16 protein-coding genes and 1 tRNA gene are annotated in these 17,892 nt (G+C 43.5%); 7 read left to right on the forward strand and 10 right to left on the reverse strand.

Annotated features, from left to right (window positions below; genetic code table 11):
* Positions 1-15: 15 nt before the first annotated feature.
* The 4 genes from MTR11_RS16785 to MTR11_RS16800 form a co-directional block, all read right to left on the reverse strand.
* Positions 16-885 (reverse strand): hypothetical protein, encoded by an 870-nt coding sequence (locus MTR11_RS16785; RefSeq protein ID WP_005393683.1) that lies wholly within the window; start codon positions 883-885, stop codon positions 16-18.
* A 1,033-nt stretch (positions 886-1,918) separates the two neighbouring features.
* Positions 1,919-2,152, reverse strand: a complete 234-nt coding sequence (locus MTR11_RS16790) for a hypothetical protein (protein WP_005393681.1) — start codon at positions 2,150-2,152, stop codon at positions 1,919-1,921.
* 87 nt (positions 2,153-2,239) lie between these two features.
* Positions 2,240-2,794 (reverse strand): sugar O-acetyltransferase, encoded by a 555-nt coding sequence (locus MTR11_RS16795; protein ID WP_005393677.1) that lies wholly within the window; start codon positions 2,792-2,794, stop codon positions 2,240-2,242.
* A 129-nt stretch (positions 2,795-2,923) separates the two neighbouring features.
* The gene (locus MTR11_RS16800) at positions 2,924-3,322 is read right to left on the reverse strand and encodes an OsmC family protein (RefSeq protein ID WP_005393675.1); all 399 of its coding nucleotides are present in this window, start codon (positions 3,320-3,322) and stop codon (positions 2,924-2,926) included.
* Between the two features lie 203 nt (positions 3,323-3,525).
* On the opposite strand from MTR11_RS16800, the gene msrB reads away from it, so the two are divergent.
* Together msrB and MTR11_RS16810 are read left to right on the forward strand one after the other, a co-directional pair.
* A complete protein-coding gene (gene msrB / locus MTR11_RS16805; RefSeq protein ID WP_167427217.1) occupies positions 3,526-4,668 on the forward strand; it encodes a peptide-methionine (R)-S-oxide reductase MsrB in 1,143 nt (380 codons plus the stop codon).
* 51 nt (positions 4,669-4,719) lie between these two features.
* Positions 4,720-4,866, forward strand: a complete 147-nt coding sequence (locus MTR11_RS16810; protein WP_074189751.1) for a DUF2256 domain-containing protein — start codon at positions 4,720-4,722, stop codon at positions 4,864-4,866.
* Between the two features lie 71 nt (positions 4,867-4,937).
* On the opposite strand, the gene MTR11_RS16815 is transcribed toward MTR11_RS16810, so the two are convergent.
* Genes MTR11_RS16815 through MTR11_RS16825 form a run of 3 tightly spaced genes read right to left on the reverse strand, consistent with a single transcriptional unit; the run spans position 4,938 to position 8,527 of the window.
* A complete protein-coding gene (locus MTR11_RS16815) occupies positions 4,938-5,645 on the reverse strand; it encodes an SDR family oxidoreductase (RefSeq protein WP_167427216.1) in 708 nt (235 codons plus the stop codon).
* Entirely contained in the window at positions 5,645-7,189 is a 1,545-nt protein-coding gene (locus MTR11_RS16820) for a cryptochrome/photolyase family protein (protein ID WP_243328080.1), read from the reverse strand. The genes MTR11_RS16815 and MTR11_RS16820 overlap by 1 nt, the downstream gene beginning before the upstream one ends.
* A gap of 3 nt (positions 7,190-7,192) precedes the next feature.
* A complete protein-coding gene (locus tag MTR11_RS16825; protein WP_243328081.1) occupies positions 7,193-8,527 on the reverse strand; it encodes a DASH family cryptochrome in 1,335 nt (444 codons plus the stop codon).
* Between the two features lie 365 nt (positions 8,528-8,892).
* Here MTR11_RS16825 and MTR11_RS16830 point away from each other — a divergent pair, with 365 nt between their 5' ends.
* Entirely contained in the window at positions 8,893-9,906 is a 1,014-nt protein-coding gene (locus MTR11_RS16830; RefSeq protein WP_005393654.1) for a GGDEF domain-containing protein, read from the forward strand.
* Between the two features lie 104 nt (positions 9,907-10,010).
* Here the strand turns inward: MTR11_RS16830 and MTR11_RS16835 are convergent, their stop codons facing one another.
* On the reverse strand, positions 10,011-10,589 hold the full coding sequence (locus MTR11_RS16835) for a hypothetical protein (RefSeq protein WP_243328082.1): 579 nt from the start codon (positions 10,587-10,589) through the stop codon (positions 10,011-10,013).
* A 175-nt stretch (positions 10,590-10,764) separates the two neighbouring features.
* On the opposite strand from MTR11_RS16835, the gene MTR11_RS16840 reads away from it, so the two are divergent.
* The gene (locus tag MTR11_RS16840) at positions 10,765-12,321 is read left to right on the forward strand and encodes a DUF3612 domain-containing protein (protein WP_243328083.1); all 1,557 of its coding nucleotides are present in this window, start codon (positions 10,765-10,767) and stop codon (positions 12,319-12,321) included.
* A 388-nt stretch (positions 12,322-12,709) separates the two neighbouring features.
* On the opposite strand, the gene MTR11_RS16845 is transcribed toward MTR11_RS16840, so the two are convergent.
* The gene (locus MTR11_RS16845; protein WP_243328084.1) at positions 12,710-14,065 is read right to left on the reverse strand and encodes a diguanylate cyclase; all 1,356 of its coding nucleotides are present in this window, start codon (positions 14,063-14,065) and stop codon (positions 12,710-12,712) included.
* A gap of 131 nt (positions 14,066-14,196) precedes the next feature.
* Between MTR11_RS16845 and MTR11_RS16850 the strand changes: the two genes are divergently transcribed.
* Positions 14,197-14,802, forward strand: coding sequence for an alpha-ketoglutarate-dependent dioxygenase AlkB family protein (locus MTR11_RS16850; protein WP_243328124.1), 606 nt, complete (start codon positions 14,197-14,199; stop codon positions 14,800-14,802).
* Positions 14,803-14,871: 69 nt separating this feature from the next.
* Positions 14,872-15,960: a DUF3541 domain-containing protein gene (locus tag MTR11_RS16855; RefSeq protein WP_243328085.1), complete on the forward strand. Its 1,089-nt coding sequence runs from the start codon at positions 14,872-14,874 to the stop codon at positions 15,958-15,960.
* A gap of 54 nt (positions 15,961-16,014) precedes the next feature.
* Here the strand turns inward: MTR11_RS16855 and MTR11_RS16860 are convergent, their stop codons facing one another.
* Entirely contained in the window at positions 16,015-17,223 is a 1,209-nt protein-coding gene (locus tag MTR11_RS16860) for a NupC/NupG family nucleoside CNT transporter (RefSeq protein ID WP_005393641.1), read from the reverse strand.
* Positions 17,224-17,785: 562 nt separating this feature from the next.
* Here MTR11_RS16860 and MTR11_RS16865 point away from each other — a divergent pair.
* A tRNA-Leu gene (locus MTR11_RS16865) sits at positions 17,786-17,869 on the forward strand.
* Positions 17,870-17,892 lie beyond the last annotated feature (23 nt).

The raw sequence follows: 17,892 nt of genomic DNA on the forward strand, positions 1-17,892 counted from the left end.
ATTGTTGTTATTTTCCTAGAAGGAGTAAGTCACTGTCGCGATGTAAGACGCTTTCTCTTGGTCCAACAAATCGATGTTGCCCAAGGTGCCTCGCTCTGCATCTTGATAGAAACCCGTTGATGACGCCGCGAGTAGCAATGACCAGCTTTCATCAAACTCGTATGTGCCGTACAACGCCCCTTCATACTGCCAACTGCTTCTGCGCGTACCTTGATAACTGATGCTGTTACCACCTAACGCCGTGATCCCCACTGCGAACGATTCCCACGACTTTTCCGCAACAGCAAACAACGAGTAAGTCCACTCAGTCAGCGAGCGTCCACCCATGGTTTTGTATTCGTGGAAATTTTTTCTCAGTCTTGGCGAAACCGAAAAATCGACGCTCCAAGCTGAAAAAGAGATCGGCACATCTAAACGAACCGCGGTGTGCAATTCATCTTTACGAGATGTTTCTGAAGTTGGAATGGTGAGCTGACCCGCAACGCCGATTTTCCCTGTATCTCCAAAGCGATATAGGTTCGTGTATTGCAAGCCCAACACCGAATCTGTCGCGTAGGTGCCGACTTCATCTTCTAGGGCACGATAGCCACCCGTAGAAAAATAGGCTTTTGTGTCGCTCGAAAAGGAATAAACGAGATCGCCTCCCCACGAGAAATTGCGGACAGAACGGTAGTCGTCTTTATCGTAAATGTTTGTATCGTAAGATAGGTAAACGGCCCCACTAAACTTACAAACAATACAGGACGCATCTCCTTCATTTTGTGTAGATTCAGGCGTGCTAGTGCTATCAATTACACTCGTTTCCACCGCGAATGATGGCGCTGAAAACAGCGTACCCAACAACATTGCAAGCGGCGTCATCATCCACTTTGTTGTGTGCTGCATGTTTTGAAACTTCCATGAGAATTAAGTTTATTAGAATAAACTTAAAGACAAACAGATTATTGGGATGAAATTCCATAAAAATTCAGATAATCAACCTCAATAAACCTATCAACCATAAAATTACTCTTATGGTTAAATCCTTATTTAATTTTTTAATACTATTTATCTGAGTATTGTCGCGTTCCACTTTGCTTAAAAACGTACTTTAAAATGACTTTTTATAAATAAAGCCACTCACCACAACATTAAAGAAGCAGCAAAGCAACGCCATTAAAACAAAAGTCAAAAGACAATTATTATCAACAACTTAAAATCAACAAAAACAGTTAAAATGAATGAGTAAAAATGTATAAGTTAAAATACAATAAAAAATATAAGAACATCATTCTGTTTAATTTTAGTCGTTATTTTATTGAAAAAGTTTAATTTTCAATTTCTAAAATTGGAGGGATACACATAAGAGAAATCATCAAAACCATCCGTTGTTAATAATGAATTTCGCATTTAAAACAAAAGATAGAAACAAGATCAAATTCATGTTTTCTAATATATCGATTCAACCTTTCACAAGTTTGAATAGAAAGTCAAACCTTCAGTCAATCTAAAAACAACAAAACATTCACCAAGTGAATACTAAAAAGATAAGTCAAAACTAAATAGCACACACGGTCAGCATATTTGTGAATTACTATTCATTAATTATTTTTTTATAAATTAAACATTAATGTGACCAATTTCACACAATTGCACTACGTACAACATAAAGTAAACGAAATTTAAGTGTTTACTGACTCAAAACGTGTCGATAGAACAGAGGTTAAACATCGAGCTGAAACACGTATTTCCCACCAAAATTTATTATACATAGCAGTGAGTTACCTGTATCCAAGCGGTTAAAATGCGTACTAATGTGACTCATTTTTGAGAGAGGAACATAAGAAGAGCAAAAGCACTAAAAGAGGATAATACGATTTGAATAACCAGTGCTTCAAACCGCACTTATGAACTTATGCAGAGAAAGAAGGACTATCAGTTACTGTTGAATGGTTTTATGACCACAGTTTTCGCAGATCAAGTGACGTTCAAATTCATCCATAGAAGCAAGGAAGGCGCCGAACACTACACTTTTGAGAAATCCAGCGATGAACTCTTTCTTGTTGCGATTTTTATCGCCTTCAAAGCCACTTTTCTTTCTGACTAACACCACTACATGATGCGTTTCTACCCCACATGTAGGGCACATGAGGACTTCTGTCTTGTTCGACATCTTAGACTCCTTGGCGAATTACCCCTTTCTGATGGCATGATTCTCTTATGCCTGTAAAGCGAGTCATCATACCATCACTATCGATTCTTACTCTTCTTCGTTGAGACGACGAATCAACTTAGCAGGTGTGCCTCCGTATAGACAATCTGGCGGCACATCATGGTTGACGACCGAGTTCGCCGCAATCACCGAGCGAGCACCAATCGTTACACCTTGGTTAATGACGGAGTTACCACCAATCCACACATCATCTTCAATCGTGATAGGTTTACAAAACGTCTCCCAACGTCGGCGACTTCGGTAATCAACAGAATGAGAAGCCGTATACAATTGCACGCTTGGACCGATTAGCACGTGGTTCCCGATGGTAATTTTAGCGCCATCAAGCATGACCACATTCATGTTGATAAAGGTTTCTTCGCCTATTTCGATGGTTTTACCGAACTCGCAATGGAAAGGGGCTTGAACAATGCAAAGACCCGCTTTGCCAAACAGCTGTTTTTGTAATTCGTCGCGCTGACTTTCGTCGGTATTGTTATTGAGCGCTCTAAGTGCTTGAAGAGCATGACTTCTAATGGCGTCAATTTCTTTGTCCATGCCATCAAAGATTTGACCAGACATCATTTTTTCGAGTTCTGTCACTGGGAGACTCCTAAAACCTGCGATTACTACTTTCAGATTAATCACACGGTACGTGAATTGCGGAATAAAAAAAGAGAAAAGCCTGCACTTTTCTCTTTCCTGTTTTTATATTTTGTGGAGTCTGTCGACTTACACGATTTCCCAGCTGTGGGTCATCTCAACACCTTCACCTAGCATTAAGCAAACCGAGCAGTATTTTTCTAGCGAGTCAGCCGCCACTTTTGCTACGACTTCTGGGTCAAGCTCGTCACCTGAAACTTCAAAGTGGATATTCACTTGCGTAAAGATACGTGGTGCGGTTTCACGACGCTCTGTGGTTAGCTTGGCATTAACTGACAAGACCTTTTGGCCTGCCGTTTTCAAACCGTCGACAACATCGACAGAGCTACAGCCACCAGCGGCCATTAGTACCATTTCCATTGGGCTTGGTGCCGTTGCACCGCCATTGCCATCCATCACTACGGAGTGACCCGACTGAGATTGCCCAAGGAATTTAAAATCTTCTACCCATTTAACTTCTGCTTGCATGATTTACCTCATTTAGCATCGCTCGTTGAAGACATCGTTGCCCTATCAAGCGGTGTATTTCGTGTCGATACTTTAGCTTTCTCGCATAAAAGGGCAACGGAATTTTCAACATTGCTGTAATTTTTTCGCTCGGTTGCCTTTCTCTATACGTAACACTTTTTATTTCAGTCACACTTTCTACGGAAAACAACGTTGAGGTAGCTATGAAGAATATATCTAAGTTATTGGTCGGATTCTCTTTCGCACTTCCTGTCTTGTTCCTACTTTTGAGTAAAGCAGGCACCGCCGATACGATGGATAAGATGAAGGCTTCAGAGAATGCAGAAATCGCGACACTGGCTGGCGGCTGTTTCTGGTGTACAGAATCGGATTTGGAACAGTTGACTGGCGTAGTCGATGTCGTATCAGGCTATTCTGGTGGTCATGTTGAAAACCCAACTTATCGCCAAGTTTCATCAGGTAAATCAGGTCACATAGAAGTGATCGAAGTTAAGTACGATCCTAAAGTGGTTAGTTACGAGCAAGTGTTGGACTACTTTTTCCGTCATATCGATCCTACTGACGATAAAGGCTCTTTTGTCGACCGTGGCCCACAGTATCGCCCTGCTATTTTCTATCATAACGCGGAACAAAAGCAGATCGCAGAACAGTTTATAATGGAAATCGACAAGGCGATGATCTATCCCAAACCGTTGAAAACAGAACTGATCGAGTTTGAGAAGTTTTATCCTGCAGAAGAGTATCACCAAGACTATTACAAAAAGAGCAGCTTAAAGTATAAGTATTACCGCTATGCGTCTGGTCGAGATAAATACTTGGATGAAGTATTTGGTGATGATCGTAAAGAGACCCCAAAAACGCTTCGTCAGTTGATCGAAGAAAAAAAGTTGCTATCGAAAGTGAAAGCGTACAGTAAGCCTGCTAAGTCCGAGATCAAATCAAACTTAACAGAGTTGCAATACTACGTAACGCAAGAAGAAGGCACCGAGCGTCCGTTCGACAACGAATATTGGGACAACAAAGAAGCGGGGATTTACGTTGATATCGTAACTGGTGAGCCGTTGTTTTCTTCTACCGATAAATACAAATCAGGGACGGGTTGGCCAAGTTTCACTAAGCCAATCAACCCAGGTTACATCGTTGAAAAAACCGATTACAAGCTGATTTATCCAAGAACGGAAGTTCGCAGTAAGTTTGGCGATTCTCACCTTGGTCATGTGTTTAAAGACGGTCCGAAGCCAACAGGATTACGCTACTGCATGAACTCTGCGGCAATGAAATTTGTACCTGTAAGTGAAATGAAAACGCAGGGGTATGAAGAGTATCTGTATCTCTTTGATAAATAGTTCGTATTCATTCAACTTCAAGGGCATACGATGGCGAATGGGGAGGACCAGATGAAAGGTTTTAAAACACAATTACCAACCAAAATCTGCTCTGTTTGCCATCGCCCATTTTCTTGGAGAAAGAAATGGGCAAGAAATTGGGACGAAGTCGTTTACTGTTCTGAGCGCTGCCGAAGAAACAAATCAGTCAAAAGTTAGAACCACAAAAACTTTATGCCGCACTGCTAGCCTTATTTTCCAAGGTAACGTGGCCCAGACCAAGCTGCGCTTCACCAAGGTAACAAGGCACCATCATAAGCCCAAAATGCCCCACTATCCTGCGGGGTTGCTTTGTCAATCAATCCCCATAAGTCTCGCGCGACACGCTCTGGGCTAAACAGCTTTCCTTCAGGTACATTCGCTTGAAAAGGTGCCGACAAAGCCGTATCTGTTGTGCCTGGGTGAAGAGCGAGTACAGTCCCGTGTTTGACCATTCTCCGCCATTCAATCGACATGGTTTTGAGGAACATATTTAACGCGGCTTTCGATGCACGATAGCTGTACCAACCGCCTAAGTGATTATCACTAATACTGCCAACTTTGGCCGAAATGGTCGCAAACTTAGGGTTGGCACTGCGTTTTAACTTGGGCGTGAAGTATTTCGCCAACAGTAAACTCGGCAAAGTATTAACCATGATGGTTTGCTGAAAAAAGTCTGCGTCGAGCGAGCTAAGATTCTTCTCAGGACCTTTATCTTGGGTGTGCAACATACCAACGCAGTTCACCAACCAATCAACATGTTCAATTTGCTCACTGAGTGCTTTCACCTGCTCGTCCTGCGATACATCCACTTGATGCCAAAATACATTTGGGTGTTGCCAATCTGGTTGGTGATTACGATAAGTGGCATGCACGCGAGCTTGGGGAAAGCGAACTAGCGCTTGTTGAACCATCGCCAATCCAATGCCGCCATTTCCACCAACGATCAGTATGTCCATTACAAGCTCTCCAAGTTTTCCATATAGTGCTCTGCGGTATCTAATATCGCTTGGCGTTGCTGCTCTTCCATATTGTCCCAAGATCGGAAAATCATCCCTATACGTGGATTCGTTGCTAAGCGTTTGTCGTGTTTGTTCATAAAGCGCCAATACAAGCTGTTAAACGGACACGATCCTTCCCCGCTCCTCGCCTTATTGTCGTAATGGCAACCCTTACAGTAGTCGCTCATTTTGTTGATGTAAGAACCACTCGCCGCGTAAGGTTTGGTGCCAACAATGCCGTCATCCGCAAACAATGCCATGCCACGTGTATTGGGCATTTCTACCCATTCAATCGCATCAACATAGATACCGAGATACCACTCATCCACTTGGTCTGGATCTATCTCGGTTAGCAAACAAAAGTTACCAGTGACCATCAAACGTTGGATGTGGTGTGCGTAGGCATAATCGAGAGACTGACCAATCGCGTTGCGCATACAGGCCATTTTGGTTTCGCCGTTCCAGAAGAAGTCTGGCAGCTTTCTACTCGCTTCCAGTTCATTCTTTTTCGGGTAATGAGGCATGTTCGCCCAATAAACGCCTCTGATGTACTCTCGCCATCCCAAGATCTGACGAATAAAACCTTCTACTTGAGAAATGTCTATGTCGGCATTGGCATGAAATGCCTTAAGTGAAGCGTCAATCACCTCTCGCGGATTCAGCAGCTTACTGTTCAGCGAGAACGAAATCCGGCTATGATACAAGCTCCATTTAGCCTCGTGCTGACCTGTCATGGCGTCTTGAAAACGACCAAACAGTGGCAAACAGACCTGACAAAAATGCGCGAGTAAAGACATGCTTTGAGAGCGACTTACTGGCCAAAGTAAATCACCATTTAATTTACCTATGGTTTGAATGTTGTGCCGACCTAAGCGCTCGACAATATCACTGACGTCATGACTAAACATTAATGGCTTTGGCAGCTGTTCAATGTCTTTTGCTTTAAGTTTATTTCGGTTATTGGCGTCGTAGTTCCACTTTCCACCAATAGGCTTACCGTCTTGCATCAAAATGTTGAAACGCTTACGCATCCGGCGGTAAAAGTGCTCCATCATGATGTGTTTACCTTGAGGAAACTGCGATTCTATTTCCTCAAACGGTAACAAAAAGTGTTCCGAATCGACGCTGCGCATCACGACCCCATCAAGCTTTAGTTTGGCTAACTGCTCTAGTAAACGGTATTCGTCGGGACGTTGATATTCAAACTTACTTGCACCAACTTCACTCACGTAGTGTTGTAAGACTTGCGCAAGATCCTCGAAAGATTGTGTGTCATCCAACGTGAGGTGTAAAACTTGATGCCCTTCTTCCTGCAGCTCGTTAGCAAAATTCACCATCGCAGAGAAAAAAGCACACACCTTTTGAATGTGATGCGTAACGTAAGTATTTTCTTGTTTTAACTCAGCGACAAGGTAAAGCACCGAGTCGTCTACACGTTGAAACCACGAATGCTCGCTATTAAGTTGGTCACCAAGAATGAGCCGAACCGTCTCGTAATGCATTGGTTATCTCCCGCTCTCTTTTTTTGGCGCAATCGGCCAATCCACCATATCGACACTATCAAGATGTACGCCCACGCATCTCCCCTGCCATTTGTCGATAAATGAAAAATCTGGATCATAAGTTTGTGTCTGCTTTTCTAGATTAAACTGACGTGAGCCATGTGGGTCAGCGCCAACACCAGCCAAATACTGCCAGTTGCCCCAATTAGAGCCGACATCGTAATCAATCAACTGAGTTTCAAAATAAGCAGCACCGTAGCGCCAGTCGAGTCCGAGTTCATGAACCAGACAGCTCGCGACCAGTTGGCGCCCTCGGTTAGACATATAACCCGTTTTATTAAGCTGATGTATACATGCGTTAACTATTGGAAAAGGTGTCTCGCCTTTCTTCCACTGCTTAAAGCGTTGCGCATAAAAACTGGTCAGTGGTGGCTGGTTGGCGATACCGCCAAATCGAAACAACTTCTGTTGATACTTTCTCGCGTACCAATAAAAGTATTCCCGCCACAACAACTCGAAATAGATCCAATAGGTTGAATCATTTGCTCCGTTCTTCCGCTCATATTGTTTGAGCATGGCATAAATGATTGTAGGAGAGACGCAACCATGAGCTAACCAAGGTGAAAATTTAGTTGAATACTCCACCCCATCAAGCCCATTGCGCGTCTGTTTATATTCGCTCGCTAAACTTGAAGCAAAATAGCGTCGACAATGTACAAGACCACTCAGTTCTCCGCCATCAAATGCTGGTTTGGTGTCAAAGTAATATGTCGTGGCGGTAGGAAAATTCATACCTGAAGGTACTGGCGGTAAAGCATGAACGCTCTCGTAAGGTTGAGAGAGGTCTAAACCTTCGACCTGCTTTCTAAATTTCGTGAAGGTCGCAGGCAGTTGCCTTAATTCAAATGGCAACTGTTCTTCGCGCAACAAAGTGCGGATCGCTTGCTGTTTGATGTTCACATGGGGAGTGCCTTTAATTGCAAGCTCTAGTGCCTGTTGCTCATCCGAACCAGCAAACGCATCAGCATAAATATGAGTGATACCGAAATGACTGATGGCATATTTGATCGCTTGATAGGGCGTCAGTTCAACCGTCCATAATCGTTGCCCCAATTTAGCTAAAGATTGATTAAGTTCATTAAGCGATGCCTCGAGAAACTGCAATTTCGCACACCCTAAAGAGGTCTCCTGCGCAAAGTGCTGCAAGTAAGGTGTCACCGAGGGGCGACAATATAAACAAATTAACTCATCCATTTCTGCACAAGCGTCTATCAACAGCGGGTTGTCATGCAAACGCAGGTCATTAGTGAACCAATACAGTCCTATTTTCTTATCCAAGTCGCACCCTCTTTTTGTAAACTCGTTTTTGTAAACTCGGAGTCCCGCGTTCTTGTTGCAAATAGCCTAAGCGCTAAGTCTTTTATTCCACTCGTTGTTGTACGGGCAATAGAGCTTTACGATCATTAGGTTACTGACAATCTCACTAAACCAATTGGCTGGTCATCTTAGAGCCCTTAACACCAAAACATCGTTTGCGCATGTTTCATACTAAGATTTTATAAAATTAAAATTTGGCGATATTGATAACGGTCTTAATCACTCATTTTTTATATAAACCATGCAAAAATGATAAAAATTAAAGCGATATTGGTTAATATCCGTTAATCTAAGTCCAATTCCATTTTGCTAGTACCATCGCAGAAATGACCGACGAGTTTAAAAAATCGACCGCTAATTTGAAAAAAGCGGTCCCACTAATGATCAAAAATCATGTTGCTGCCACGCCAGCCAACTATGCGCTTTGGTATACCTACGTTGACAAGACCATTCCTGAACTCAACTTTGAGTTAGATACGGTGTTAGAAAACTACGGTATCTGCCCGCCTGCAACCAATAAACAGCTTTATAACAACTATGTTGCCAGTAAAGCAGAAACTAGCCTTGAAGATCTTAGAACCAATGTAGAAGTTCTGCTGCATGAAGTGTCCAGCTCGATGAGCGATACACTTTCAGATACTTCTTCCTTTTCTGAAATGGTAGACAAAAGTTTTAATAAGCTAGAAAAAGTTGAAGACAACAGCTTAAGTATTGAAGAAGTGATGGTGGTGATTCGTCAACTTGTCGCAGAGTCACACGAAATTCGTCACTCGACAAAGTTTTTGAATAGCCAATTAACTAATGCGAGTGAAGAAATTTCTCGCCTCAAAAATCAGCTGGCTGAAGTACAGCAAGACGCATTATTTGATGGTCTATCCAACCTTTACAACCGTCGAGCTTTTGATAAAGATCTGTCTTCGCTTATCGCATCAAATCAAGCAATGACCTTGATCATGCTTGATATCGACCATTTCAAGTCATTTAACGACAATTACGGCCATCTTTTCGGCGATACGGTGCTAAAAGCCATTGCCCGTCGACTACAACAAAGCTGTCGAGATGGAATATGCGCGTATCGTTTTGGTGGTGAAGAGTTCGCTTTAATTGTGCCCAATAAGTCTCTGCGAATTGCTCGCCAATATGCAGACACCCTACGCCGCATGATAGAAAAACTGCGCATCAGAGATAAGCGTTCTGGTACACAAGTTCACAGCATTACCGCTTCTTTTGGGGTAGCAGAATATGAGGTGGGTGATACACCTGAAGCTCTGGTCAATAAAGCCGATAAGCAACTTTATGAGGCAAAACAACTCGGTCGTAACCGCGTAATGCCCATTTAAATCAACTTGTTATGTAAGCTTGGTTAATAGGACCGACTTTTTCGAAATAGAATAAAAACCCCGCACTATTGAGTGCGGGGTCTATTTATCTGGCGCTTCACATCTTAATCGACACTGTAGCAGTAGCTTAGAATATAGTCGTCACCGTTTTTCGCAGTGTATTCTTTATCTTCACTACATGCCATCGGCTTACCTTTTTTGTCGCCTTTGATTAAGCTGATCCAGTGGCGCATCGCCGTCGGCGCATTCCCCGTCAGTTCAGGATTAAACGTAGTGCGTGTTTCCAGTTGAATGTCATCAATATCCATCAACTCCACACAACCGGTGCCTTTATGACAGCCAAATAGCACTTCTACGTGGTTACCTGAATCGTCTTTAAACAAGATCGATTTTGGATCTTCTTTCTCACCCGTATACGCCACAAAGTGTTTTGGGCTTTTCAGGCCGCTGTGTGTGCCGTCTTTGAAGTAAGCCAATACATGGCGGTAATCAATTACGTAACTTGATACATTTTGGTGCGACCCGTTCTCCAATGGGAACATGCGGTCTAGTAGTTGCTTCGCTTTTACTTGCTTCTCGCTCTGCTGCTCAGCACTTACCGCTTCGACGGCAAATACAGCTTCAGCGATAAATGGGCGTTGTTGTTGTTGCATCTCTTTTTTATCGAAGTTCAGCATATTCATCGTCATATCCTCGCACTTAAAAAACTCGTCCTAGAGTAAAAACTTAATTCCTTCGTTTAAGTTTCAGGCAATTCTGTGAAGTTGATGGTTAATTTCCTTGCCTGCTTATTATGTAGACTAGCGAAATATTGACTACAATTTCACAACAAAAATTTTACAATGTGAATTTTACAAAATGTCTGTGTCAAAAAGCCTTATTCGTCAGTCCCATTTTCTAGGTACAAAAATTAGAAACCTAAGAAAAAACAACCATTTAACTATGGAGGATTTATCTGCACGCTGTGTAAGGATCAATCCTGAGTACGCACCGTCGGTATCTTACCTTTCGATGATAGAGCGCGGAAAACGCGTCCCGAGTATTGATATGCTCGAAGTAATCGCGGAAGTTTTTCAAAAAGATCCTGCGTGGTTTTTAGATGATGAACCGGAATTAGAAGCCATTACACCCAACAAAGGGAATCGTGGCGGTATCAACGGTATGGCATTGGAGCCGAGCTTTTTGTTCTCCAATGATATTCTCCAAATCGCGATTCCAGAGATGTTGTCTCAAACGGGTATTACTGGACGTCAATTCGCCCACTTGCTAATCCGTGCGCACCAAGAGAACCATCAAAACCATTTTCCTGATTTAGAACGCGCAGCCGAAGAGGTCGGCTTGAAACGCCTGAATCTATCGGTAGAAGATCTGATAGATATTGCGAAAAGCATGGGATTGGATATTCGCTGGGTAGACCGAGCACCACAGGATGTGATTGATGAACTGGGCGTCAGCGCCAAACAGTTGATTACGTCTTTCATGGAGCCACCTGGCACCATTTATCTCAATAAACGAATGCGTGACTACCCAACCCGATTGAAATATGACTTGGCGGTATACATCGGCCATCGCGTGCTCCATAGCAGTGATGCAATGAATAACGTTTTATCTATTGGGCATCAAAACAACTGGGAGCAAATGGACAGCCCAGTTTCCAACTCTGAGCTCAACTCGCAAGATATCCTACAAGCTTGGCGCGATTTTGAGTCCAGCTTTTTTGCTGGTGCCTTGCTTTGCCCCAAAGTACCATTTCGTCAGTTGCTTGATCGTTCCGGTTACGAAATTGATGTTCACAAAAAGGCCGGCGTTTCTCCTTCCGTTGCGATGCGTCGTATGACCGTGGTTTCTCCGTACCCTCATTGGCACTACTTTGATGCCTATGGTCCGGGCAAGTTGAAAGCGGTATATCGTGGAAATGGCATCCCGCTTCCTTGGGGCAATATGCGCAAAGTGAACGATCCTTGCCAACACTGGGCCGTATTTAGACGTCTAGCCCAACCTTTGGATACCAGTTCAGCGCAAATTTCGATTTTGAATGTGGGCGACGAGCCACGTATTTACTGTTGTGAATCAGTCAACGTATTTGACCCTGCGGGGAACAACCGAGTGTTGTGCGCGGGGATAGATTTAAACCCTGCGATTTCTGCACAAGGTGGTGATGCGGTTTCTATTGCGGAAGAGCTGAAGTCACTTTGTGTCGCTTCCGGCGGAAGTAGTATCATTCCTCCCCACATCAAAAAAGACTTAACAACCATCGCTAAGATATTAAACATCAATTGGATAGAACGAGGTATTCAAACCCAAGCTAGGCTAATCTGCTCAAGAGGGGCCGTTTGTCCAAGGCAGCCTAGTTGTTACAGTAAGTGCGGAGAAGCCGATGAGACAGGTGACGACGTGAATATTATTGGTCTCTAGAAAGAAAAAACGCCAATCACAATAATCGTGATTGGCGGTATATACTTGTGAACAATGTGTATTCACTAACAACGTCAGTTGGCTAGGTGACCCTCGGCTTAATAAGGGTCACTCTAGATAAAGCACGATGCGTGCCAACTTTAAAAAGGCCGTTTTTTAATAGATCCAGATGCATATCGTTGCTTTATTGACCATAAATTTCGCAAACTGCATTTGCAAAATGCAATAACATGCAAATATGCCACTTCATGCACTGCTAATAATGACTCTCTCAGCAAAGAGTCTATTAACATGTAAAGTCATATATTCTTATACCCAAATGATGGTGAGATTTCGGATTCTTAACCTTACCACTGCTCCAAAGCCCTGATTGAAACTGGGCTCAGGTTCATCCGCCATGTTTTTGTTGATACATTCTCTCATCGGCTATTTTCATCATTTGCTCTGGAGATGACATGTCCGGATCAAATATCGCGTACCCAATGCTGGTTCTCAGGTAGATGAGCGCTTCATCGTAAATCACGGGCGTCGAACATAAAGCTAACCTGAGCTTTTGTAGCAGAGACTGAACATTTTCTTCCGTCCCAGGGTTATGAACGACAACTAAAAACTCATCCCCTCCCATTCGGGCCACTATATCTGATTTACGCAGAGAGCTTCTCACTCTTTCAGCCGTAGCGACTAAGACCTTGTCGCCTGCGTCATGACCATAGGTATCGTTAATATGTTTAAACCTATCCAGATCTATATTGATTAAGGCGAAGCTGTAACGCTTTTTGTAACGTTTCGCTATTTCAAACTGCTGCTTGTAAAACTTCATAAAATAGCGACGGTTTGGTAAGTGCGTCAGTTCATCATGCAGTGCTCTATCATCCGCAATGGTGTACAAGCGATAAATCGCAATAAGCGCGAGGCTCAGTGCAAAAACAATGGGATAACCGATGAGCCTTGCTAAATAAAGCTGATGCCAAGGAATTTGACGGTCGAGTTTGTCTCCGGAGAAAACCACCATACTCCACCCACCATAAGGAAAATGAACCATTTCTTTCGCGTATGGCGTTTTGGTTTCACTCAGTGCGCCAAAGAAAACGTCACCAAAAGCACCGCCACTGTCGTAACCACGAATCATCAAAGGATAGCGATAAGAGAAATCGATCACGCCAGTTTCTCGCATCAGAGCATCAAAATTAATCACCGCACTGATCACACCCCAATAATCTTGGTTCAACGGTGGATCAAGAAAAACCGGAACCCGCACGATCAAGCCTTTGCCGCCTTGAATCAAGTTGACAGGCCCTGCTATAAATATTTCTTGTATATCCTTGGCTTTTTGCACCTGCACCCACTGCTGTGGCACCGTTCGGTAATCGAGGCCAATTAAACGCTCATTACCTTGGCGGGGAAATATATGACTGATAACATCATTCTTCGCGATGCCAATGATCGTAATATGTTTGCTTTTGTTCAGAATGCGGTGAGCCGCAATGTTCAATTCGTCTTCTTGGTTTTTAGGCAGTAAAGTAATGAGTGTCGCCAAGGTACTGGCTTTATAGATATCCGCCATAAGTACCGCTTCCAAATTGGAACGGAGGGTGGAAAGTTGTTCTTTGGCCTCAACTTGAACTCGCTCTTGGTGAAGCTCTTGCTGATTTCGATGCAACAGCTCAATAACCCCAACGCATAAAGCGAAAAAACAGAGGAAGAACAATGCAAAATAGCATCGCTTTCTGGGTAAATAACGCATTTTCTCCCCACAACTCGTATATCGTTACGAGATTTTTATTTATTGTTAAAATTCTTATTATTACAAGAATAACCAATCCCAATCGGAAAGGTAACAGTGATTAAAATTTTTTATGTTTTAGGTATGAGATGATGCATCAACAAGGCGATTTATTTGACGGTACTCAGTGGCAAGAAGTAGAAAGGGGGAAACTCTATTACGATCCTTATTTTCTTAGCCATCTAGAAGCGGAGCACTACTTTGACCAACTTCTGAAAACACTGCCATGGCATCAAGAGCGCATTACCATGTTCGGCAAGTCAGTACTTCAACCTCGTTTACAAGCGTGGCATGGTGATGCAGCATATACTTACTCTGGCTTGACCATGCAGCCTCACCCTTGGACTCCTGAGTTAACTCAGCTCAAAGTGCGCTGTGAGACGATTGCGGATGTAGCCTTCAACTCTGTACTTGCCAACCTATACCGACACGGCCAAGATTCGATGGGCTGGCACCAAGACAATGAACCAGAGCTAGGTAGAAACCCGGTTATCGCCTCTTTGAATTTAGGTGAAACACGTCGATTTTTGCTCAGAAATTTACATTGTAAAACTGAGATTGAATATGAGCTTTCTCACGGCTCCTTATTGGTTATGGCTGGCGAGCTCCAACATCACTGGAAACACTGTGTACCAAAAACCGCAAAAACCAAAGGTGAACGTATCAATCTGACTTTTCGACAGATTTTTAACTATTGACTCAGCTTTTACATTCTTAATTAATATTGATGGTAGGTTTAGATTCAGGACTTCATAGGGAATGGATTTATGCGTATCAAACCTCTTAGCTTAGCGGTCTTACTCTATTGCTCACTTACCTTTGCTGTTCAGGCATCACAAGAAGAGATACCGCTCCTAGATAATGCTCAATCAGCACAGTTGATTCGTAGTACCTACGAGCAGGAACTGTTCACTTTACCTGCGTTTAAAGAGGGGCACTTTGGCTTACGCATGTACCGCCAGACGTTAGATGAGAAATATCTCGCTGCCGTTTGGACCGACATGGCACAAGTAGCTAGCCGATTAAACCGATTTGCTAATGAAGTCGTTGAACCTGAAGACATAATTCTTTATTCATCACAAAGATTGACCGCGTATCAAGAGAAAAAAAGTGAGCGAGGGCAACGACGCTATACCGTCACTAAACACCATCCTGAATATCTTTATCTTGGCGTGGATTTGCTTGGCGCAATGGCAAGAGCAAACGAATATGGTCTGAAACATAAGCAAGACAAGACGCTAAGAAAGATCCTGAGGCGCTACGATTTCTCGCGTTACGTTACGGACAAAGAAATGATAGAGGCGTGGGCAGCTCAGCTCGCAAACCAAGTCTACTGGCTTCGCCAGCTAGGCGAGCAAGATGTGGTCGACGAATTCACTCAAACCTTCCGTAACACCTATCCTGACGATAAAGATAAGATGCTTTCAGCGCAGCAGTATTGGAATAAACTCTATGGTATGACGCACATCATCTTTGCCGACTCACAGTACTATCAAGAACGAGTAAGCGAAAAGAAACACCAATGGATTTATGATTACTTTCGCAACAACATCGACACTATCCTACTGCGCGCCAAAGAAGACGTAATTGCAGAAGTCGGCATTTCGTTTTTGTTAGCAGGCTTGGATCACGATCCGGTTGTCGAGAAAACCCGCCAAGCCATTCGTCACGCAATCAACGCTGAAAAAGGAATGATTCCATCGGTCGATGGGAGTTTTGATCTCAAGTACGGCGAGCACCGTAACGTGCTAGCCATCATGCTGCTCGATTGGAAAGGGGTACATAAAGCGCCAACTTATCAAGAGCACCCTGACGCTTTTAAATCAATACCCTACGGCTTAATACCTAAGCCTTAGAAATAATAAAACCCGCCATTTAGGCGGGTTTTTAGTGCGCATCTTCAATCTAAATTAGAGCGAGATGAAAATACCCGCTAAACACGCACTCATCAGGTTAGCGAGTGTGCCAGCAGCAACCGCTTTTAGGCCTAAACTTGCTACATCTTTGCGGCGCTCAGGTGCCATCACGCCGATAGAACCCAGCTGAATCGCAATTGAACCAATGTTTGCAAAGCCGCACAACGCAAAAGTGATGATGACTTGAGTATGCTCAGAGAGCGTCGCTTTGTGCTGTACAAAATCGATGAACGCAACAAACTCATTCATCACCACTTTCTGACCAATGTATGAACCCGCAGCAAGGATTTCGTGGCTTGGCACACCAATCAACCACGCTAGAGGTGCAAACAAGTAACCAAAAATCGCTTGTAGCGTCACACCAGAGAAACCAAGTATGTCACCTAAGTTTTCTAGTCCCGTGTTCACCATCGCGATAACACTAACAAAAGCGATAAGCATGGTACCAACAGCAACGGCCACTTTCATACCGCCCATCGCACCGCTTGCTAGCGCATCAATAACGTTGCTTTCTTCTGATTTATCTAGCTCAATATCGTTGTAATCGCTTGGCGTTTGGCGTTCAGGAACAATGATTTTTGCCATCATCAAACTCCCTGGAGCTGCCATAAAGCTTGCCGCAATCAAGTATTTTAGGTCGACACCTAAACCGGCATAACCACCAAGCACACTGCCCGCCACTGAAGCCATACCACCAGCCATCACAGCAAACAGTTCAGAGCGAGTCATGTTCGAAAGAAATGGACGAATAAGAAGTGGGGACTCGCCTTGAGATAAGAAAATGTTACCTGTTGCAACCAGAGACTCTGCTTTGCTCGTACCCAAGAACTTCTGGATAGCGCCGCCAATAAATTGAATCACTTTTTGCATGATGCCCAAGTAGTAAAGGGCGGAGATAAGAGCACTGAAGAAGATGATGATAGGAAGGACACGAATAGCGAAGATAAAGCCAGAAGAAGCGAGGTCACCAAAGAGGAATTTAATCCCCTCATCAGCAAAGCTGAGTAGCCCCGCGACACCATTACTTAAACTCGCCAGCGCCGCCTGACCTAATGGGAAATAAAGCACTAAGGCAGCAAATCCCATTTGTAGCATCAAGGCGCGAGATACGGTTTTCCAATTAATGGAAGAACGGCCCTCAGAAAGTAGGAAAGCACAACCTAGCAGTGCAACAATACCAAATAGACTAAATAGAACACTCATGAGCTGGACCTACTGAACGTTGAAAAAGAAAAAAGAGCCAAAGGAATTGGCAGAAGAAAGGGACAACGCAGCGAGTGATAACTCGCCTTCAGATCCAGAATGTAGACAGAACGAATAGTTCGACATCTTATTTTTACCTTATACAAGCAATTGAACGTAGCTGGTCCGGTCCGTGGGGTCATTCACTGCTGGCGAGCGTATTGCTTGGCCTGCTCCATGTGACGGCTTGTATGGGTAAGGGTCCTGAACAACTAAACCCTAATTCCCGCTTAAACGGGACGCAAGTATAGCCAACAAAAAGAGATATTCATCACATTTATTTACGCAAACGTTCAAGCGTTCAAAATTTAGGCAAAAACGTTCTTTTGTCGTCATACTGTTAATAAAAGTAAGGGCATAAGGACAGACTTTTATGGTAAAAAACGCAAAAGTGACCAATAAATACGCAATCAAACTCGAAAGATCCAAAATTCGTCATTTTGCTCTCGCCAAAAGATGGATTTTGGTTATACAATTCGCGGTGCTTCTTTTCGAGGCCTCTGAGTATTCAGAGCATCATGATGCCGAGATGGTGAAATTGGTAGACACGCTAGCATGAGGTGCTAGTGCCTTTGGTGTGAGGGTTCGAGTCCCTCTCTCGGCACCATTATCCTTCTTCCCTAATTTTGT

The organism is Vibrio sp. CCB-PB317 (assembly GCF_022808245.1).
In the GTDB taxonomy this organism is placed as follows: domain Bacteria; phylum Pseudomonadota; class Gammaproteobacteria; order Enterobacterales; family Vibrionaceae; genus Vibrio; species Vibrio diabolicus.

Coding starts and splice junctions, on each gene's coding strand:
- MTR11_RS16785 (WP_005393683.1), bottom strand. CDS start 885: ATGCAGCACACAACAAAGTGGATGATGACGCCGCTTGCAATGTTGTTG.
- MTR11_RS16790 (WP_005393681.1), bottom strand. CDS start 2,152: ATGTCGAACAAGACAGAAGTCCTCATGTGCCCTACATGTGGGGTAGAA.
- MTR11_RS16800 (WP_005393675.1), bottom strand. CDS start 3,322: ATGCAAGCAGAAGTTAAATGGGTAGAAGATTTTAAATTCCTTGGGCAA.
- msrB (WP_167427217.1), top strand. CDS start 3,526: ATGAAGAATATATCTAAGTTATTGGTCGGATTCTCTTTCGCACTTCCT.
- MTR11_RS16810 (WP_074189751.1), top strand. CDS start 4,720: ATGAAAGGTTTTAAAACACAATTACCAACCAAAATCTGCTCTGTTTGC.
- MTR11_RS16815 (WP_167427216.1), bottom strand. CDS start 5,645: ATGGACATACTGATCGTTGGTGGAAATGGCGGCATTGGATTGGCGATG.
- MTR11_RS16820 (WP_243328080.1), bottom strand. CDS start 7,189: ATGCATTACGAGACGGTTCGGCTCATTCTTGGTGACCAACTTAATAGC.
- MTR11_RS16830 (WP_005393654.1), top strand. CDS start 8,893: ATGACCGACGAGTTTAAAAAATCGACCGCTAATTTGAAAAAAGCGGTC.
- MTR11_RS16835 (WP_243328082.1), bottom strand. CDS start 10,589: ATGAATATGCTGAACTTCGATAAAAAAGAGATGCAACAACAACAACGC.
- MTR11_RS16840 (WP_243328083.1), top strand. CDS start 10,765: ATGTCTGTGTCAAAAAGCCTTATTCGTCAGTCCCATTTTCTAGGTACA.
- MTR11_RS16845 (WP_243328084.1), bottom strand. CDS start 14,065: ATGCGTTATTTACCCAGAAAGCGATGCTATTTTGCATTGTTCTTCCTC.
- MTR11_RS16850 (WP_243328124.1), top strand. CDS start 14,197: ATGCATCAACAAGGCGATTTATTTGACGGTACTCAGTGGCAAGAAGTA.
- MTR11_RS16855 (WP_243328085.1), top strand. CDS start 14,872: ATGCGTATCAAACCTCTTAGCTTAGCGGTCTTACTCTATTGCTCACTT.
- MTR11_RS16860 (WP_005393641.1), bottom strand. CDS start 17,223: ATGAGTGTTCTATTTAGTCTATTTGGTATTGTTGCACTGCTAGGTTGT.